This is a genomic window from Flavobacterium tructae (assembly GCF_002217475.1).
In the GTDB taxonomy this organism is placed as follows: Bacteria; Bacteroidota; Bacteroidia; order Flavobacteriales; family Flavobacteriaceae; genus Flavobacterium; species Flavobacterium tructae.
Genome location: NZ_MUHH01000034.1, coordinates 86,851 through 106,037 on the forward strand (window position 1 = coordinate 86,851; position 19,187 = coordinate 106,037).

Genomic DNA, 19,187 nt, shown 5'->3' on the forward strand with positions numbered 1-19,187 from the left:
TGAGATGCTAGCGCTAGCGGGGGAAGGGACTATCATTTGCATGATATGTTTCAAATTTTAGTCATAGTTTTTTATTGTTGTTAACAATTCAGTTTTATAGTTATAAATATCATCTAAAGAGGAAATAAGCTTTTTCTCTCCATTATCTTTTCCATTGTTGAAAAGTTCAATGTATTTATTTGATGAATTAAAATGTAAACGACAAATAGGTTTTCGATTGTTATCATCTAGTAAAATACCAAAATAAGACTGTGTATCTCTAAATGCGATCCTTGAAGCAGGTAAAATCTCTCTTATAATGGCTTTGATTATTTGAGAGCCTTCAATTTCTTCTTCGGTTGTTATAAATTTTGGTGTTTCAGCATTATCATCAATTGCGGTAATTTGTTCAGTTGTTTTTGAAGGGACGTTGTCAGTTATGTTTAAAGCATTTTTTAAACGAAAATGTATTGATTCATTTATTGAATTAGAAATGGCTTTTTTAGTATACTCTTTGAAGGTTACCATTCTAGGTGCTGTCAATGGCTTGTTGAAAAATCTGTTGACTAAAAGACGAACTATTTCGTCAGAAGGGTCTTGTATTTCTCTTTCAAATTCAGCTCTGATTGCTTTTATATATTTTAAAGCTTCTGCGGAATCCAAAATTTCTTCAAGATTATATCCGTTTTTAGAGAAGTTCTCTAAAATTTGTAAACTTGTATCTTTCAGGTTTGATATATCTAAAGTAAAGAATGGTTTTTCATCCATTATGTTTGGTTTCTCTAAATCTGCATAAAAGTTATAAATATGCCCGTTTGTGAGTACACCAAAACGTGATTTTGAAAGATGATAATATCTATGAAGCTGAGAATTATGAGCGTCAACATTTTCTTTCCAGTTTTTGCATTCAATGATTAAAATTGGCTCACCATTTTTTTTAATTACGTAATCTATTTTTTCTCCTTTTTTAGTTCCAATATCACAGATGAACTCAGGAATTACTTCTGTCGGATTAAAAATATCATAACCAAGAATTTGTATAAAAGGCATTACAAAAGCATTTTTTGTGGCTTCCTCAGTATTTATCTGATCCTTTAAAGAGTCAACTCTTTGATGTAATTGTTGCAATTTTAATTTTAAATCTTCCATTGGTATTGATATTTATATGTTTTGAACTTATATTTTTTAGCGATATTCTTGCAATAGGTATTATCATATTTCAACTTATCGCACTATTTGTTTCTCTTTGTTTGAGAAATTTTAGTTTTAACTGTTTCAGGCATAAATTAAAAGCATGAATTAACTCTCTAAAAACAAACATCGTTTTTAATTTTAATTTGCCACCACGTAAAAACACCTGATTTTTGATAAAAGTAAATTGTTCTAAGTAACTGATATTACGGAAATCCATAAAAGCTAATCAAAAAACATAAAACCCCTAGCCCTGATAGCAGCGGCATCCTTTTTAGGCAAACGAAAATTTCTAAAATTAAACCGTAAAAGTTCTGCCTAAAAAGATATAGCGGATAGCAGGAACAAGCTCCTAAAAACCATCCTAATTCCGCTAAATTTCGATCTGAAAAAACACAAGAAAACAACACTAGAATTTTCGGTAAAAATTTTGTAATTTTGCGGTCCAATAAAAGGAATTAGAAAATGTTAGATAGACTTCAATATGTAAAGCAGCGTTTTGATGAGATTTCGGATTTGATTATTCAGCCGGATGTTATTGCTGATCAAAAGCGTTATGTGCAACTCAACCAGGAATATAAAAGCATCAAAGCTTTGGTTGAAAAAAGAGAAGAATACATTCTTGTTTTAGCGAATATTGACGAAGCAAACGAAATTATTGCTGACGGAAGCGATGCAGATATGGTTGAAATGGCCAAAATGCAATTGGACGAAGCAAAAGAACGCTTGCCGCAACTGGAGGAGGAAATCAAATTTATGTTGATTCCTAAAGATCCTGAAGATGCTAAAAATGTCATGGTGGAGATCCGCGCCGGAACGGGTGGGGACGAAGCGAGTATTTTTGCAGGGGATTTATTCAGAATGTATACGAAATACTGTGAGTCACAAGGTTGGAGAACTTCTGTGGTGGATATGAACGAAGGTACTTCGGGAGGTTTCAAAGAGGTTATTTTTGAAGTTACCGGAGAAGATGTATACGGGACCCTGAAATTTGAAGCAGGTGTGCACCGTGTACAGCGTGTTCCGCAAACCGAAACTCAAGGTCGTGTGCATACTTCGGCAGCAACGGTAATGGTTTTACCGGAAGCGGAAGAGTTTGATGTACAGATTGATATGAACGATGTTCGTGTAGATTTCTTCTGTTCGTCAGGACCTGGAGGACAGTCGGTAAATACGACGAAATCGGCGGTACGTTTAACGCACATTCCTACAGGATTGGTGGCGCAATGTCAGGATCAGAAATCACAGCATAAAAATAAAGACAAAGCGTTAACAGTTTTACGTTCTCGTTTGTACGAAATGGAATTGGCTAAAAAACAAGAGGAAGACGCTACAAAACGTAGTTCTCAGGTAAGTTCGGGTGACCGTTCGGCTAAGATTCGTACGTACAACTACGCACAAGGTCGTGTAACCGATCATCGTGTGGGACTAACATTATACGATTTAGGAAACATCATGAATGGTGATATTCAGAAAATTGTTGCCGAGCTTCAATTGGTAAACAATATGGAGAAATTGAAGGAAGCGTCGGAGGTGTTCTAAGATACTAAGATTCTGAGACGCTAAGTTTCTAAGGTTTTAGGTGCAGAGATATAAAGGTTTCTGAAAATAGATATATAAAAAAGGAGTGTTTCATTGTTTTTGAAACACTCCTTTTTTTATTGTTTATATGGATTACAGCTTGAAAATTGTTGCTGTAAAATGAAATAATTTGTGGGATTTAGCAGAAAATTAGGTTTTCTAAGTCTCTCAGCATTTTTCGTGAAGGATGTAAACACATCCAAAAAACCTTTGTCCCTTTGAACCTAAAATATAGGTCACAGATCTTAGAATCTTAGCATCTCAGAACCTCAGTATCTTAGGAATTCCCCGATTTCGAAACCACATTGGTCACAAAAAGCTGTAACACAGACCCGAAGATGTTTTTGAAAGTCGAGGTGCTTTTGCCAACGACAAATCTTTTGACCAGATAACCAATTCCGATACTAATAGCCGACTGTGCGAGATCGCTCTTAAATCCAACTGTTTCGTTGATTTCTTCAACGGTGCTACGAATCAGGTTAAGAGGTTTTAAATGCTCGTTAATTTCATCGATTTCGTCTTTAATGGCGCACCACTCGGCATTTTGTTGGTGTTCTAAAAGCTGAATTTTTCGGTCTAGTGAATCAAGGGTGTAAATAGTTTCCATGACAGTCTTTTTTAGTTTTTTGATTGACCTGAATCACAAGGAACTTCTTGTTTCGTTTCTTTTAAAATGCTCGAAACAATCATGTTTCCGATAGGGGTTTTAATAAGCTTGTGATGCGATTTGTGCAGTACAATGGCAACAATTAAGTAAAACAGGGCCAGTATAAAAAAACCGTAATAGCTTTCTCCAAGTTTTTTTCCAATCCATAAACTGATTCCAATATTAAGGAACAAAGTAAAAAATGCAACAACAGCGCCAACTGCGATCCTGGAGGTCAATGTTGATAAAACATCTGCCGATGCTGATACCGTTTTGAGTTTAATTAATTCTAAACTCGTTTTGGTATAGTTCTCTGCTTTCTCGTAAAGATTTAAGTTCTCGTTTGTTGTTGCATTTGATTCCATAATAAAGGGGGTGTTTAGGATTTAAATTTCACCTTTTAATAGTTCGATTTTACCGCTTTGGCTTCGTCCTTAAGGGTGTTGAAGTCCTCTTTTGCCTGGCTGAATTTTGCCTTTCCCTCTTCGATAATTTCTTTCCCGTTTGACTTAATAGTACTAACGATTCCGTCAAATTTGGTTTTTATATTATCTCCGTAATCTTTAGACTTGTCTGATATTTTTTTTCTGGTATTTGATCCTTTGTCCGGTGCAAATAAAACTCCTAAAACTGCTCCCGCTGCTGCGGCTCCTAATATTCCTAAAATTGTGGTGCTCGTTTTCATAATATTCGATTTAGTAATTAATATATAGTGCTTAATAGTGTTTATTAAATTTCACGGCCTTTAATGAGCCTCAATAATATGGCAATAACTGCAATGACCAATAAAATATGAATGATACTTCCAAGGCTGTAAACAAAAAAGCCCAATGCCCAAAGAATGACCAGTACCAACGCGATTGTGTATAGTAGATTTGACATGATTTTTTGTATTTAGGTTTAATTGAATCGTTTTCTTAGTTTAATTTATACGAAAGGTATAAAGTAAGGTTGCTGTTTTTGGCATCCGGAAAAGTATAGGTTGTTCCGGCTACCGTTCTTTCTTTTCCAATAGTAGTTAGCCCGTAGTTGTAACGTAATCCGATGCTTATTGGGTCAAAATCGACTCCAACTCCCGCAGATAAACCGGCGTCAAACTTGTTCAGGTCATTGGTGTCAATTTCTTGTTCGAAGTTAAAATCTCCCCTGCCGGTTACTTTTGAGCTTACCAAATAAGAGGCATAACCACCGGCATGAACGTTAAAGTTTCTGGTGATATTTACTCTAACCAATAAAGGAACTTCGATGTAGTTGAGTCTGAATTTTGATTCTCCGCTGGCAAGAGCGTTATTGTATTCCAGTTTGGCTCCTTTTGTAGTGAATAGGATTTCAGGCTGAATGGCAATGAAATCAGAGATGGGTAAAGTGGCGTAAAGACCGGCATTGAAACCGTATAATATGTTTTCGTCATTGGCATCACTAGAGTACAAATTCGACATGTTGAACCCTCCTTTGATTCCATACTCAGGATTTACATTATTGTTCTGAGCGTGCAGCATTCCAAATGATGCTGTTAAGAAAAGGGTTAAGGCGCATAAAAAATTTGGGTACATTTTCATAGTTAGATAGTTTAGTTAATAATAGCGTATACAGGCGTTTAGATTACTATTCTTGATTTTTGAATTTCTCTGACAAACTCATATTGTTTTGGCAGGTATTGCAGTACCATTTCTAAAATAATCTGATCGTTCGTTTCCTTTGAAATCGATTCGAGCAATCTGATCTCTTCTTCTAAAGAGGCATTCATAGAATTCAGATAAGCCGCATTGAAATTGGTTTCGTTGGCATCGATTAAATCGTATAAATCCCGCTTGTGAGTGGCATTGATTTCGGTAATAATGATCAACTTTTTATTGGCCAGAGTTGTGATCTCCTGTAACAGCTGATTTTGATTGATTTCGATTTGTTTGCTTACTTCCAGTATGTTGTTGTCAGAACTTTTTTGTTGTGCAATTTGACTTTTAGAAATAATGGTTTGACTTGCATTTGCCGCTGCGATAAAAAAAAAGGCTTCAATTTCTTCTTTTTCATTTTTGGTAAAAGCCTCATTTTTTAAAGAAGTTGCTACTGGGTAGTTTTTTTTACAGGACGAAACAAAAACTAGTACACACAATAGGAATATTGTTCTTAAAAAAAATGCTTTTACTCGGGGAATTGCTTTCATTATTACTTCATAAAGTATTACTTTACAAAGATGGCAACGAATGGAGGATTTTGCTTTACACCAAAAAAAAGAAACGTTATATAATTCCCATAAAAGATTTATATAACGTTTGTTATGTGGTTTTTAAAGATTTTTTTGAGGGGTTAATCCGGAAGAAAAATCGTAAATATTGAACCCTGGTCAGGTTGACTGTCGGCCATGATATATCCTTTGTGATTGTCTACAATTTTTTTGCAAATGGCCAGACCAATTCCTGTTCCGGGATAATCTGTTTTAGAATGAAGACGCTGAAATAGTACAAAAATAGTTTCCTTAAACTGAGGGTCAAAGCCCATTCCGTTATCTGTAAAAGTTATTTTATGGTATTTTTTTACATTCGGATCCAATAGTTCGCGATAATCTACCGAAAATACTTTTTGACTTTCAATGGTAATTTCGGGAGCAACATTCGGACGGTTGTATTTTAAAGAATTCCCGATGAGATTGATAAAAAGCTGTTCGATTTGATACGGAATGACGGCCAGTTTAGGTAATTTTGTAGACGTAATAACCGCTTTTTTCTCGTCGATCATTTCGGTTAATTCAGCTTCGGCATTTTTAAGTAATTCATTTAAATTTGATTTAATGAATTCTTTTTTGGTGGTATTTGTTCTTGAAAACAACAATAAATCATCAATTAAAACACGCATTCTTTTGGCCGAAATCTCAATTTTAGCAATATAATCATTGGCATTTTGAGACATAACAGCTTTGTCGGCATCTGAAATTCGGGAAATAAAAGTCTGAATTTTTCGAAGAGGTTCCTGTAAATCGTGACTCGCAACATGGTTGAAAGAAGCCAGTTCTTTATTACTGTTTTCGAGTTCGACGTTTCGTGCCTGAAGTTCTATGTTGAGTAAGTGCTCGTCGGTAATATCAAAGTTGATTCCCAGCAAAATTTTACTTCCCTGTTCGTCAGTCAATAATTTCCCTGTTGTTTTAAAATGTCTTACTTCTTGGGTAGGAAGTACAATTTTATAATAAACAAAAGGCAGTTGTTTATAGTTTAGGATTCCTTTCATCGACTTCGCTACTATTTCTTTATCATCCGGATGAACAAAGTTTAAAAAGGTGCCTTTTTCGGGAACAAAAGCATTAGGTTCGTAGCCCAGCAAGCGATATTGATTGTCGGAATAGTCTATTTTGTTGGTGTCTAAATCCCATTGCCAGGTACTGAATTTACCAATAGCTTCAGATTCAGCCATCAGTTTTCCGGAGATTAAAAGCTGCTTGTTGAAGACTTTCAGACGTTCGAAATCACGACTAATTTGTCGGTAAGCCAATAGAATAAAGCTTAAAGCAACCAGAAACAGTGAAATAGAAAAAAGCGGACTCAGGGAAATTTCGGCATCGTAGATTTTTAGTCTTTTGGCCAAATCAGTTTTTTCGATATCATTCATTTCGTCTACTTTAAAACGAATGTTTTCCATCAAAATTCGTCCGCCAAACAAATGATTGTCGAGTTTTCGTTTATCGTAGGTTTTGGGATCGCTGTATTTAAGGCAATTTTCAAACGAAACAAAACGCTGAATGATGAGCTTGAATAAGTTTTGAAGATTTTTCTGCTGTCGCGGATTGTCTTTTGTTAACTTTTTTAAATTAATGAACGAAGTGTTTACCTTGTCGCGCGAATAAATGTAAGGAGTCAGGAAACGGGCATTGCGGGTGATGATATAGCCGCGCTGTCCCGTTTCGGCATCCTTAATAGCCGACATTAACCGTTCTAACTGAATGTTAATTTCATACGTATGCATCACCAGCTTACTGGACTCATTCAGGTCCTGATTGTGCTTGTGAGCAATAGAAGAAAGAAATAACAGAATGAAAACTGCGATTACAAAAATAACTCTCAGTGAGTTTGAGGAATTAAAATTTGGGATCCACTTCATTGATTTCCTACTATTTTAGTCGCAACAGAAAATTATCACGATTTAACCCTGAGGTATGATAGTGCCAGTTTACAGTAACGACTTCATTAATTATTTTTTTCAGATTGTTAAAATCACTTGGTTTTTTAATGTAAATATTGGCGCCCTGAATAAAAGTATCTTCAATGTCTTCTTCAGAAGAAGAAGTAGAGTAGATTGCAATGATAATATCTTTTAAACGCTCTGTTTTTTTAATCTCGATCAGGCATTCTTTTCCGGTTTTTTTCGGCATGTTCAAATCCAGAAATAAAATATCAGGTAAAGCATTGTCAGGATTCATCAAATGGTCCATTAATTGCATTCCGTCATGCGCAAATTCTACTTTAGTCTGAATCTTTATCTCTTCAAAAGCATCTTTAAAAAAAAGGCGATCGTCCTCATCATCGTCAGCCAATAAAATGTGTAATGCGTTTTTTTGCATTTTAATATAGGTATTTGTATTTTATTTTAAATTCTCTCTTCGTTTCTTAATAATTCGCTGAAAAGCCGATGGCGTAATTCCGGTGGTGTTTTTAAACTGTGTACTCAGGTGTGCTACACTGGAGTAGTTGAGTAAAAAAGCAATTTCGGTCAGGCTCATTTCGTTGATAATAATTAATTGTTTTGCTCTTTCAATTTTTTGTAAAATAATAAAATTCTCGATAGACGAATAGGTTACTTCCGAAAATACATTCGATAGATACCCATAGCTATGATTGAGTTTTTCGGCCAAAAACACAGAACTTTTGTAATTGTTACTGTCCTCCATAAAGACAAGTTCAATAATAGCATCCTTTATTTTCTGTACCAAAACACTTTTTTGGTTTTCTACCACTTCAAAACCACAAGGGCTCAGTTTCTCTTTTAAAGCCTCGAGTGCCTCAGCGTCAAGGTTGTTATTGAGCTCAATTTCACCAAAACCCAAAGTGGTAAAGCTTACATTGTGCTGGTCCAGATTGTGTTTTAAAAAAAGCGAACAAATGGTGTTAATGTCGAACTTTATAAATAGTTTCATTTAATGAAAATTTGGTTAAAGATACTTAATTTAATTTTGGTTATATCGTTTAACAATTGTTAGAAATTTACTAAATATTTAAACTAACTCGTTGGGTGTAATCCGGAAAAATAATATCCGACACATCAAAACATCGTTTTTAGTATAAAAAAATACCGTCTAATATTTATACTAGACGGTATTCCGATTGAGTCAGAAAGGGTTACAAATCTGAACGGATCTGATGAAATTCTTCTTCTTCTGCTTTTCCCTGCTTTTGCTAAAGTTTACTATCCATTTTAGCTCCGGCAAACATCAAATCATCATGCTTCAGAGTTGCGTATTTTGCTTCAGTATTCCTTTTAAAACTCATTCCGCTTTTATGCTATTACTGCAAAATGATTAAGCAGTAATAGTAATGTAAAATTGCGAATTATTTGCCTTTTTTCTGTTATATCTATTTAAAGAAGTGTTGCATAATTCACATTTTACACTTTTAAAGGTGATAAAGAAATTTAATTTATACTGTTATAATTATTTGATTAAAGGGTACTTATGAAAAGCAGAAAGAGAGTCTTTAGATTCATGTGAAAAAAATGTTAAAAAAGTTACAGGAATTCAATGTTTACGTAACCTGTTTGTAATTCAAATAGTGTAGTTTTGCCGCCGAATTTACCTAAAACAAAACAAATTTTAATGAAAAAAACTTTACTCAGTTTATTACTTATTGCGATTACTTTTTCAGCCAAATCTCAGTCTTATTTGGGATATACGCATGATAATTATGCAGGGGTTCAAAGCGTTCTTTTTAATCCGGCTTCTATCGCCGATTCTCGTTTTAAAACCGATATTAATCTGTTTTCAGTCAGTGGGACAGTAGCAAATGATCTGTATGGTGTTCGCCTTTTTGACGTGTATAAAAAAGGATATGATTTTGACAAGCAGTCGATCATGACACCAGCTAACTCCAACAATGGTTTGGTTAATTTTGATATCATGGGGCCTTCATTCATGTTTAATATTGCTCCAAAACATACAATCGCTGTTTTTACAAGAGCCAGATCTGTCACTAATGCTTATAATGTTAATGGTAGCCTTGTAAATGAAGTGAAAGATGGTTTAGATCATGCCAGTAACTTTAATTTCAACTTAGGCAATCCAAATGCAGTTTCGCATTCATGGGGAGAGCTTGGTGTTTCGTATGCTGCAGTTTTATGGCAGAACGATCAACATTTCTTAAAAGGAGGTTTAACAGCAAAATATCTTCAGGGTGGTGTAAACGGTTATACTCAGGGCAGAGGTGTGAAAGTTGCATTTGTGGAGAACAAAGCCAATCCGAGAGCCAGCACGCTTTTTTCTGAAGGAGAAGTAACTGTAGGAGCAAGCCAGGACTTTGATGCTAATAAAGACTACAAATTTGACGCGAATTCAAATGGTTTCGGTTTTGATTTCGGACTTGTTTATGAATGGAGACCTGAATACAAAAAGTACGATTTAAACAAGGCAACTAGAGCCGACAATAACTTTCGTGATTTGAACAAATACAAAGTACGTTTTGGTCTTTCGGTTACCGATATTGGTTCGATCAATTACAAGAACTCAAAATTAGATACCTATAATGTTACCGGAGTGGTAACAGAGAAAATGATCAACGATGCTGATAACTTATATGATTTTCTAAACGAGCATTATACAAAAGTTTCGACTTCAAAAGGAGTTAGAACCAGTTTACCAACAGCAATTCACGCTGATGTAGATTGGAACATGTACAGAAAATTCTATTTAAATTTAAATGGAGATATCAGTATGGTGAGCGACTCTAAATTAAACGGAAGCAGTATTGCCAATCGTGTGAGTTTAACGCCTCGTTACGAAAGCAGATGGTTTAGCTTTTATGTACCGATGACCTGGATGGAATACAGCGGAATGCAGGTAGGATCAGGAATTCGTTTAGGAGCTTTCTTTATTGGTTCAGGTTCTGTTTTGACGAATCTGGTTTCAAAAGAATCCAAAGCGGTTGATTTTCATCTTGGGGTAAAAATTCCGGTTTATCAGAAGAAATTCAAAGATACGGATGAAGACGGAGTAATTGATAAAGAAGACTCTTGCCGAAAAGTAGCAGGTCCGGAAGAAAATAACGGTTGTCCATGGCCGGATACAGATGGAGACAAAGTTTTTGATAAAGATGATGTTTGCCCAAGTGTTGCAGGTCCTGCAGAAAATAAGGGATGCCCTTGGAAAGATAGTGATGGAGATACTTTATTAGACAATGTAGATGCTTGTCCTGCAGTTGCCGGTCCGGTAGAAAACAAAGGTTGTCCTTGGCCGGATACTGACAAAGATGGTGTTTTAGACAAAGACGATGCTTGTCCGGATGTTGCTGGTCCTGCAGAAAATAAAGGATGCCCTGTTTTAGATGCTGATAAAGATGGAGTTTTAGATAAAGATGACGCTTGTCCGTTAGTATATGGTCCTGCAGAAAATAATGGTTGTCCTAAAGTTACAAAAGAAACATTAGCACAATTGAAAGTAGAGGCGAAGTCTATCTTCTTTACAACCGGAAAAGCAACTTTAAGTGATGCCAGAAAAGGAGAAACTTCAGGTAGATTAGATGCGATCAAAGAGATTCTGAAGAACTATCCAAATGCTAAGTTTGCAATCAACGGACATACAGATAACATAGGAAATCCAAAAGCCAACAAGAAATTATCTGAGGCAAGAGCAAAAGTAGTAATGGATGCTTTGATTGAAAAAGGAGTAAATCCGGCTAACTTAAGTTCACAAGGATTTGGATCTGCAAAACCGGTTCAGTCTAATAAAACGGCTAAAGGAAGAGCAGAAAACAGAAGAACAGAAATTGTATATTTAGGTAATTTGTAAGCCTAAACAGAATATAAAACCAAAAAGCCATTCGTAATTGAATGGCTTTTTTTATTTTTGCATACTTCTAAAATAGAATTATTTCTACTCTGTTTGGAGAACTAAAAAATCAAGAATGACAACACAACAACTACACGAACAAATTCTTTTAAAAAAATCATTTTTATGCGTTGGATTAGATCCTGATCTGACTAAAATCCCGCCACATTTATTAGAAACCGAAGATCCAATTTTTGAGTTCAATAAAGCAATAATTGATGCAACGCACGATTTAGCGGTAGGCTATAAGCCGAACACTGCTTTTTTTGAGGCTTACGGATTAAAAGGATGGCTTTCACTTCAGAAAACCATAAACTACATCAACGAGAATTTTCCGGAAATGTTTACCATTGCCGATGCAAAACGTGGTGATATAGGTAATACATCAAGCATGTATGCCAAAGCTTTTTTTGAAGATTTGAATTTCGACAGTGTAACCGTTGCTCCTTATATGGGGAAAGATTCGGTAGAGCCTTTCCTGGCTTTTGAAAACAAACATACGATTATGCTGGCTTTGACTTCAAACGAAGGAGCATTTGATTTTCAGACGTTAAACGTTAACGGAAAAGAATTATACAAACAAGTTTTGGAAACGTCTAAAACCTGGAAAAACAGTCACAACCTTATGTATGTGGTAGGCGCTACAAAAGCGGAATACTTTACTGAAATCAGGAAAATTGTCCCGGATAATTTCTTACTGGTACCGGGAATTGGAGCCCAGGGCGGAAGTTTATCTGAAGTTTGCAAATACGGAATGAATGATAAAGTAGGTTTATTGGTCAATTCAGCGAGAGCCATTATCTATGCTTCAAAAGGAACAGACTTTGCTGAAAAAGCAAGAGAAGAAGCTCTGAAAGTTCAAAAAGAAATGGAAGAGATTATTAACTCTAAGGTTTAAATAACTTTATAAATAGATTAACCGCAAAGTTCGCAAAGGTTTTTCGCAAGGTTCGCAAAAAAAAAGCTTTGCGTTCACAGCGTAATCCTTTGCGAACTTTGCGGTTAAAGAACTTGAAACCTGAAACAAAATAAACATGAAACAGTTACAAGATCAGCTTGGTACCTTACATACTTTCGAAACAGCTCCAAAACGAATTATTTCGTTAGTTCCTTCTCAAACTGAATTGCTATACGATTTAGGTTTAGAAGAAAAAATAGTGGGGATAACAAAGTTCTGCGTGCATCCGTATCATTTTAAGTCAACTAAAAAAATGGTTGGAGGAACGAAGAAGATTCATTTTGAAAAAATAAAACTACTCCAACCCGATATTATCATTTGTAACAAGGAAGAAAATACGCCCGAGATTGTAGCGCAGTTAAGTACTATTTGTCCGGTTTGGGTGACCAATATTGTTTCAATTGAGGATAATTTTCAAATGATTTCTGATTTCGGACAGCTTTTCAATTGCAGAACCGAAGCTCAGAAATGGAACAATAAACTGCTCTTCGCTTTAGACGATTTTAAAAAATACGTTCAGGACATTCCTGAGAAAAAAACGGCTTACTTTATTTGGAAGAACCCTTATATGGTAGCAGGAAATGATACCTATATTAATGAGTTATTAAAACTCAATCACTTTCAGAATATCTACGGTGATAAAGGCCGCTATCCGGAAATTGAACTCAGAAAAATGCGTCTGGAAGGCGATCCTGATTTGGTTTTTCTTTCTTCAGAACCTTATCCGTTCAAAGAAGAAGATGCTTTTGAAATAGGACGTTTTACCCATCATGCCAAAACTATTTTCGTCGATGGCGAAATGTTCTCCTGGCACGGAAGCCGATTGTTAAAAGCTTTTCCATACTTCAAATTACTGCACGAAAGACTTAGAAATTAGTTTCAGGTTTCAAGTTTCAGGTTTTCTTTGTTTCAAGTTGTTGGAGCGTATATTTTGGCGCAAAAACTTTAGCAAATTTGCGGTTAAACTATGTTCAAAGTGTAGCAACTTGAAACCTGAAACCTGAAACAAAAAAGGTAACAAATTAGCCAAAAAAAAATGCCGGCATCTCGAAGACGCCGGCATCATTTAACTAACCAAAACCAAAATAATAAATAACCAGTTTATTACACTACAAAGATCCAACTTATATGGATGTTTTGCTGTTAAGGTTTTGTTATTACTTTGTTGGACATAAGTTAAGATTCTTTAATGTGCCGTTTTGAGCTTTCTGTAGTGTTAAATAATTTTTGATTATTAAAATATAAAAACAATCAATTTTGTTTATTAATATCGCAAAGATAAGTTTGTATATTTGATAAAGTGTTAGATATCAAGGGTGTGTGATTTCTTAAAAAAATTAGCATTTGATATAAAACAGTTAGTTCTAATCAAAAAAAACAGAAAACAATGAGTGATTCAAACGAAAGTAAATGTCCTTTCCATAATGGACAAATGAAAGAAACTGCTGGTACAGGAACCTCTAATAAAGATTGGTGGCCAAATCGTTTAAATTTAAATATACTGCGTCAGCATTCTAGTTTGTCGGATCCGATGGAAAAAGATTTTAACTATGCGGAAGCATTTAAAACGTTAGATCTGAATGCAGTTAAAAAAGATCTTTTTGACCTGATGAAAGATTCGCAGGATTGGTGGCCGGCAGATTATGGTCATTATGGTCCTTTATTTATTCGTATGGCTTGGCACAGCGCGGGAACGTATCGTATATCAGACGGTCGTGGAGGTGCGAGTTCGGGGAATCAGCGTTTTGCTCCTCTAAACAGCTGGCCGGACAACGGGAATTTAGATAAAGCACGTTTTTTACTTTGGCCAATCAAACAGAAGTATGGGAACAAAATCTCCTGGGCCGATTTGATGATCTTAACAGGTAACTGCGCTTTAGAATCTATGGGATTTAAGACTTTTGGATTTGCAGGTGGAAGGGAAGATGTTTGGGAACCGGAACAGGATGTGAACTGGGGCTCAGAAATAGAATGGTTGGCTACCAGTGATAAACCATTTAGCAGGTATACCGGTGATAGAAATCTGGAGAATCCGCTTGCGGCTGTACAAATGGGATTAATATATGTAAACCCTGAAGGCCCGGATGGTAACCCGGATCCACTAGGTTCCGGTAGAGATATTAGAGAGACTTTTGCAAGAATGGCTATGGATGATGCAGAAACTGTGGCATTAGTGGCGGGAGGTCATACATTCGGAAAAGCGCATGGTGCCGGTGATGCAGCATTAGTCGGAGCTGAGCCGGAAGGTGCCAGCATAGAACAAATGGGAATGGGCTGGAAAAGCAGTTTTGGTAGCGGAGTAGGCGGAGATGCTATTACCAGTGGGATTGAAGGAGCCTGGAAACCAAATCCGACTACCTGGGATAATGGTTTTTTTGAAACGTTGTTTAAGTACGATTGGAAATTAACCAAAAGTCCTGCAGGAGCACATCAGTGGACACCAACAGATGAAAGCGCTGCTACAACAGTAGAAGATGCTCACAATCCGGCCAAACGACATGCTCCGATGATGACAACAGCTGATATGGCACTGAAATTAGATCCTATTTACGCACCAATTTCAAGAGACTATTTCGAGAATTTCGACAAATTTGCTGATGCTTTTGCGAGAGCATGGTACAAACTGACGCACAGAGATTTGGGGCCTGTTTCCCGTTATTTAGGGCCTGAAGTTCCAAGTGAAATATTAATTTGGCAAGACCCGATTCCTGCCGCTAAAGGCGAGTTGAGTTATAATGATATTGCTGCTTTAAAAGATAAAATTCTTTCCAGCGGACTTTCTATTTCAGAATTGGTAAATACGGCTTGGGCATCAGCTTCTACATTCCGAGGTTCTGATAAACGTGGAGGAGCTAATGGCGCCCGTATTCGTTTTGAACCGCAAATTAGCTGGGAAGTTAATGGAGGTGGACAAGTAAAAAAGGTATTGGCTGCTTTAGAAGCCATACAAAATGATTTTGCTAATTCAGGAAAATCAGTATCGATTGCCGATTTAATTGTTTTAGGAGGATCTGCTGCTATTGAAAAAGCAGCATCAAATGCCGGTTTATCTGTTGATGTTCCTTTTACACAAGGAAGAGGTGATGCTACTTTAGAGCAGACAGATGTACATTCGTTTGAAGTATTAGAGCCAAAAGCAGATGGATTCCGAAACTATAAAAGTGCAAAAACAGGAGCCATTACCGAAGAACTTTTAATAGACAAAGCACAATTATTAACCTTATCTGTACCTGAAATGACAGTGTTGGTGGGAGGTTTGAGAGTGTTGAATGCTAACTATGACGGTTCTAAACATGGTGTGTTTACCGCAAATAAAGAAACATTAAGTAATGATTTCTTCATAAATCTGCTAGATTTAAGAACGGCCTGGAAAGCCAGTGATGAAACCGGTGAAGTTTTTGAAGGACGTAATCGTACTACGGGAGAGGTTAAATGGACAGCAACCCGTGCCGATCTTATATTTGGCTCTAATTCTGAACTTCGTGCTTTAGCTGAGGTATACGCAAGCAGTGATGCCAAAGGGAAATTTGTTAAAGATTTTGTCTCAGCATGGACTAAAGTAATGAATCTGGACCGATTTGATGTACGTTAATATAAAGGTTCTAAGTTTCTGAGGTTCTCAGAGACAAAGGGACAAAGGTTCTGAGTTTTGAACGTATATTTTTAAAAAATTAACCCGACAGGTTTTTAAAACCTGTCGGGTTTGTTTATTTAAGAGGAAAATCTTTGTTTCTTTGAGCCTTTGCAACTTTGCACTTAAGAAAAAACAACTGTTTTGTTACTGTAAACTATTGTTTTTCTTTCGGCATGTAATTTTATGGCTCTGGCTAAAACGATGCGTTCTAAATCACGCCCTTTCATAATAAAATCTTCAACGGAATGTATGTGTGAAACTCTCGCAATATCCTGTTCAATAATTGGCCCTTCATCCAGTTGTTCCGTCACGTAGTGGCTGGTTGCTCCAATAATTTTTACCCCTCGCTTAAAAGCCGAGTGATAAGGTTTGGCACCCGGGAAGGCCGGTAAAAACGAATGATGGATATTAATGATTTTATTCTCGTAAAGCGAAATCAATTTAGGCGTAACGATCTGCATATAACGCGCCAGGACAATGAAGTTAATCTGGTATTTTTTTAACAGTTCAATTTGTTTGGCTTCACCTTCTTCTTTATTGTCTTTTGTAAATGGAACACAGTGAAACGGAATATTAAATCGTTCGGCAACTGATCGCAACTCGTTATGATTACTAATGATGACAGGAATTTCTATATTTAATTCGTTAGCACTGTAACGCCCAAGAATATCAAACAGACAATGATCGTATTTGGAGACAAACAAAGCCATTTTAGGTTTGTGTTCCTGATTGTACAATTCCCACGACATATTAAAGTCGGTTGCAATCGTTTTTGAAAAATCTTCTTTTATCGATTCGGCACTCACATGTTGATTGGTGAGCTCACATTCCAGTCGCATAAAAAAGACATTTTGCTCTACATCAACATGCTGATCGATATAGGTAATATTTCCTTCGACTTTAGCAATAAAAGTGGTCACTGCGGCAATGATTCCTTTTTGATCCTTGCAGTGCATCAGAATGGTTATTTTTTGCATTTTGGTTTAGGTTATTGGTTAATCGGTTAATCGTTGATTGGTTAATTCGATTAAGCGATTAACCAATCAACAATTTAACAACAAAAGCTATTTTTTGTCCTGCATAGCAAATACTTTCTTCAATAAAGGAGATGTTCTTGCATTGATGTTGGTACGAATGTCTTTTTCTTCTACAGCAATCATTTTAAAAACACCTGCTAAAGCCTGATTTGTGGTATAATCAGTCAAATCCGGGTTTACTTTTCGAACTAATGGAATGGTGTTGTATTTCTTGATTATGTTTGTCCAGATTACATCAGCACCTACTTTTTCAAAAGAAGTTTTGATTACGGGATTGAATTTGCTGTACAAAGCGGTTGTAGTGCTGTTTTGTAAATAACTGGTTGCAGCACTTTCGTTCCCCAATAAAATGTTTTTGGCATCGGTAAACGACATGTTTTTAACCGCAGAAACAAAGATTGGTGTAGCTTCTTTAACGGCATCTTCAGCAGCACGATTCATTGCTTTTATGCCTTCATCGGCAAGAGAGGATAAACCAATTTTTCGTAAGGTAGCATCAACCCTTTGCAGTTCTTCCGGCATTAAAATTTTTACCGCTTCATTTTTATAAAAACCATCCTCAGTGGTTAATTTGCTTACTTGCTTTGTAATTCCTTTGTTCAGGGCTTCTTTTAATCCCGAGGCAATATCAACATTTCCGGTGCCATTAATCTTTGACGATAATTGAGATAACTGATCTAAAGTTTTTTGTATCTGAGCATTAGAAGTGAAAGAAAATGTAAGTGTAAGTAACAGAAGTAGAATCTTTTTCATTAAAGTATAATTTTATAAGTTTTCAAAAATACTACTTATTCAAAAATAAAGCCACAATTTTATTTTCGGAGAACAAACAATTTGTTGGAGGTTTAACAGTTTTTTTGAGGTTCTAAGATGCTGAGTTACTAAGGTGCTAAGGAATAGAGGCGCAAAGGTTTTATTTGAATAGGATAATGACTCTAGGGAGTTTTTTAGAATTAAAATATTTCTTCTGAAAATAAAACTTAGCACCTTAGTAATTCAGGATTTCAGAGCCTCAGTGTTTTTTCTAGAAAAAACCTCCATCAAGATTTTTTCGGGATATTCGTTTAATTCCGGTATCGGTATAAGAATAGCTGGACGCTTCCGTCCATTTCCAGGTAAGTTTAGTATCACCACCTATGCCAACTGCCGAGTAGATAATTTTTATGCTATTCTCGGTAGTAGCCATTTTTAGCCAGAGGAAGAATTGCTTAGAGTGTGGTAAGCTTTCTATTTTGATACAACCTTGTAAATTCTCTAGAACTTCCGGATCCTCTTTGAACCATTGCTTTAGATAACTTAAATGAGTTTCTGAGCATTGATAGCCTAAATTAAGCGCCCAAAGAAATTTACATTTTAAATTGCTTTCATCGGCTTTTTTGTCACCATCCCAATGACACTCATTGCCAACACGTGTAGTAGTGAATCCAAGTGCCGCCCGTTGTGGATCGGTAAGCGTTTTGATGTAATCTTCATTGAGCTTTAGAACGCCTTTTTTGTCTAGCCAGAGTATCTTAACATAATCAACCTGATTTGCAGTTGTTTTGATTTCTTGTTTTTGTTTTTCAGTGTTTGATGGAGATGTCTGAGAGAAAGTACAGGAATAGAAACTCAGAAAGAACAAGAAAAAAAACGGACGTAGATTCATAATGTAGTATCGTAAACGGGATTTAGGTGAAGGTATTTTGTTTGTTTTTTATTTTTTTAGCAAATCAATTTTTTCTTTAGTGTCTTCCACATAAAGACTCATTTCATCGTATTTCCATGTTCCTTTTTTGGTTCCCACGACGTATAAAGTTCCTCTGCTTTTAGACCCCCTTATTGGAATTTGTAAGTTGCAATGTTCAACACTATTGCTTGAATTAACACTACCTGAGGCAACTCCGTTGTCTTCAATAGGACTGCCCAATTTCTCCAGCACTATTGCATTATGCTGCGCTTCGTTCATGGCAGATTTATAAGAATCAGATTCTTTGAGCATGGTGGTAACTCCAAAGACAAGTGCAGCTATAAACAAACCAAACAGCACCACAAGACTTAAACATCCGGTTGGAACAAACCATTTCCAGTTTCTGTCCCACCAGCTTTTTCTAACTTCAGTATAATCGTCTTCCATAAAAAAGGGTAATTTTTAGATTTGA

19 protein-coding genes are annotated in these 19,187 nt (G+C 36.0%); 5 read left to right on the forward strand and 14 right to left on the reverse strand.

Annotation, left to right across the window (positions count from 1 at the left end; translation table 11 throughout):
• Positions 1–57: 57 nt before the first annotated feature.
• Entirely contained in the window at positions 58–1,128 is a 1,071-nt protein-coding gene (locus tag B0A80_RS15740; RefSeq protein WP_089077878.1) for a type I restriction endonuclease, read from the reverse strand.
• A 507-nt stretch (positions 1,129–1,635) separates the two neighbouring features.
• Between B0A80_RS15740 and prfA the strand changes: the two genes are divergently transcribed.
• A complete protein-coding gene (gene prfA, locus B0A80_RS15750; RefSeq protein WP_017498542.1) occupies positions 1,636–2,712 on the forward strand; it encodes a peptide chain release factor 1 in 1,077 nt (358 codons plus the stop codon).
• Positions 2,713–3,028: 316 nt separating this feature from the next.
• Here the strand turns inward: prfA and B0A80_RS15755 are convergent, their stop codons facing one another.
• From B0A80_RS15755 to B0A80_RS15790, 9 genes are all read right to left on the reverse strand, one after another.
• Positions 3,029–3,358, reverse strand: a complete 330-nt coding sequence (locus B0A80_RS15755) for a hypothetical protein (protein WP_089077880.1) — start codon at positions 3,356–3,358, stop codon at positions 3,029–3,031.
• Between the two features lie 11 nt (positions 3,359–3,369).
• Positions 3,370–3,762, reverse strand: a complete 393-nt coding sequence (locus B0A80_RS15760; RefSeq protein WP_089077881.1) for a hypothetical protein — start codon at positions 3,760–3,762, stop codon at positions 3,370–3,372.
• A gap of 35 nt (positions 3,763–3,797) precedes the next feature.
• The gene (locus B0A80_RS15765) at positions 3,798–4,082 is read right to left on the reverse strand and encodes a YtxH domain-containing protein (protein ID WP_017498545.1); all 285 of its coding nucleotides are present in this window, start codon (positions 4,080–4,082) and stop codon (positions 3,798–3,800) included.
• A gap of 44 nt (positions 4,083–4,126) precedes the next feature.
• A complete protein-coding gene (locus B0A80_RS20710) occupies positions 4,127–4,279 on the reverse strand; it encodes a lmo0937 family membrane protein (RefSeq protein ID WP_123923494.1) in 153 nt (50 codons plus the stop codon).
• Between the two features lie 35 nt (positions 4,280–4,314).
• Positions 4,315–4,956, reverse strand: a complete 642-nt coding sequence (locus B0A80_RS15770; RefSeq protein WP_089077882.1) for a porin family protein — start codon at positions 4,954–4,956, stop codon at positions 4,315–4,317.
• 38 nt (positions 4,957–4,994) lie between these two features.
• Positions 4,995–5,561, reverse strand: coding sequence for a DUF4142 domain-containing protein (locus B0A80_RS15775; protein ID WP_089077883.1), 567 nt, complete (start codon positions 5,559–5,561; stop codon positions 4,995–4,997).
• A gap of 143 nt (positions 5,562–5,704) precedes the next feature.
• Positions 5,705–7,489, reverse strand: a complete 1,785-nt coding sequence (locus B0A80_RS15780) for a sensor histidine kinase (protein ID WP_089077884.1) — start codon at positions 7,487–7,489, stop codon at positions 5,705–5,707.
• A 10-nt stretch (positions 7,490–7,499) separates the two neighbouring features.
• Positions 7,500–7,949 carry a response regulator gene (locus B0A80_RS15785; RefSeq protein ID WP_017498550.1) on the reverse strand — a complete coding sequence of 150 codons (450 nt, stop codon included), beginning with the start codon at positions 7,947–7,949 and terminating at the stop codon, positions 7,500–7,502.
• A 21-nt stretch (positions 7,950–7,970) separates the two neighbouring features.
• The gene (locus tag B0A80_RS15790; RefSeq protein WP_017498551.1) at positions 7,971–8,522 is read right to left on the reverse strand and encodes a helix-turn-helix domain-containing protein; all 552 of its coding nucleotides are present in this window, start codon (positions 8,520–8,522) and stop codon (positions 7,971–7,973) included.
• A 675-nt stretch (positions 8,523–9,197) separates the two neighbouring features.
• On the opposite strand from B0A80_RS15790, the gene B0A80_RS15795 reads away from it, so the two are divergent.
• The 4 genes from B0A80_RS15795 to katG all read left to right on the forward strand — a co-directional run bounded on the left by B0A80_RS15795 (position 9,198) and on the right by katG (position 15,970).
• A complete protein-coding gene (locus B0A80_RS15795) occupies positions 9,198–11,381 on the forward strand; it encodes a DUF5723 family protein (protein ID WP_089077894.1) in 2,184 nt (727 codons plus the stop codon).
• A 115-nt stretch (positions 11,382–11,496) separates the two neighbouring features.
• Complete coding sequence (pyrF, locus tag B0A80_RS15800; protein ID WP_017498554.1) at positions 11,497–12,318, forward strand: orotidine-5'-phosphate decarboxylase; 822 nt, start codon at positions 11,497–11,499, stop codon at positions 12,316–12,318.
• 136 nt (positions 12,319–12,454) lie between these two features.
• Entirely contained in the window at positions 12,455–13,255 is an 801-nt protein-coding gene (locus B0A80_RS15805) for an ABC transporter substrate-binding protein (RefSeq protein WP_089077885.1), read from the forward strand.
• Positions 13,256–13,765: 510 nt separating this feature from the next.
• The gene (katG, locus tag B0A80_RS15810; protein WP_089077886.1) at positions 13,766–15,970 is read left to right on the forward strand and encodes a catalase/peroxidase HPI; all 2,205 of its coding nucleotides are present in this window, start codon (positions 13,766–13,768) and stop codon (positions 15,968–15,970) included.
• Between the two features lie 164 nt (positions 15,971–16,134).
• On the opposite strand, the gene purU is transcribed toward katG, so the two are convergent.
• The 4 genes from purU to B0A80_RS15830 all read right to left on the reverse strand — a co-directional run bounded on the left by purU (position 16,135) and on the right by B0A80_RS15830 (position 19,162).
• Positions 16,135–16,989 carry a formyltetrahydrofolate deformylase gene (gene purU / locus B0A80_RS15815; RefSeq protein WP_070906922.1) on the reverse strand — a complete coding sequence of 285 codons (855 nt, stop codon included), beginning with the start codon at positions 16,987–16,989 and terminating at the stop codon, positions 16,135–16,137.
• Between the two features lie 87 nt (positions 16,990–17,076).
• Positions 17,077–17,802 carry a DUF4197 domain-containing protein gene (locus B0A80_RS15820; protein WP_089077887.1) on the reverse strand — a complete coding sequence of 242 codons (726 nt, stop codon included), beginning with the start codon at positions 17,800–17,802 and terminating at the stop codon, positions 17,077–17,079.
• A 271-nt stretch (positions 17,803–18,073) separates the two neighbouring features.
• A complete protein-coding gene (locus tag B0A80_RS15825; protein ID WP_089077888.1) occupies positions 18,074–18,694 on the reverse strand; it encodes a hypothetical protein in 621 nt (206 codons plus the stop codon).
• A gap of 48 nt (positions 18,695–18,742) precedes the next feature.
• A complete protein-coding gene (locus B0A80_RS15830) occupies positions 18,743–19,162 on the reverse strand; it encodes a cytochrome c oxidase assembly factor Coa1 family protein (protein ID WP_089077889.1) in 420 nt (139 codons plus the stop codon).
• Positions 19,163–19,187 lie beyond the last annotated feature (25 nt).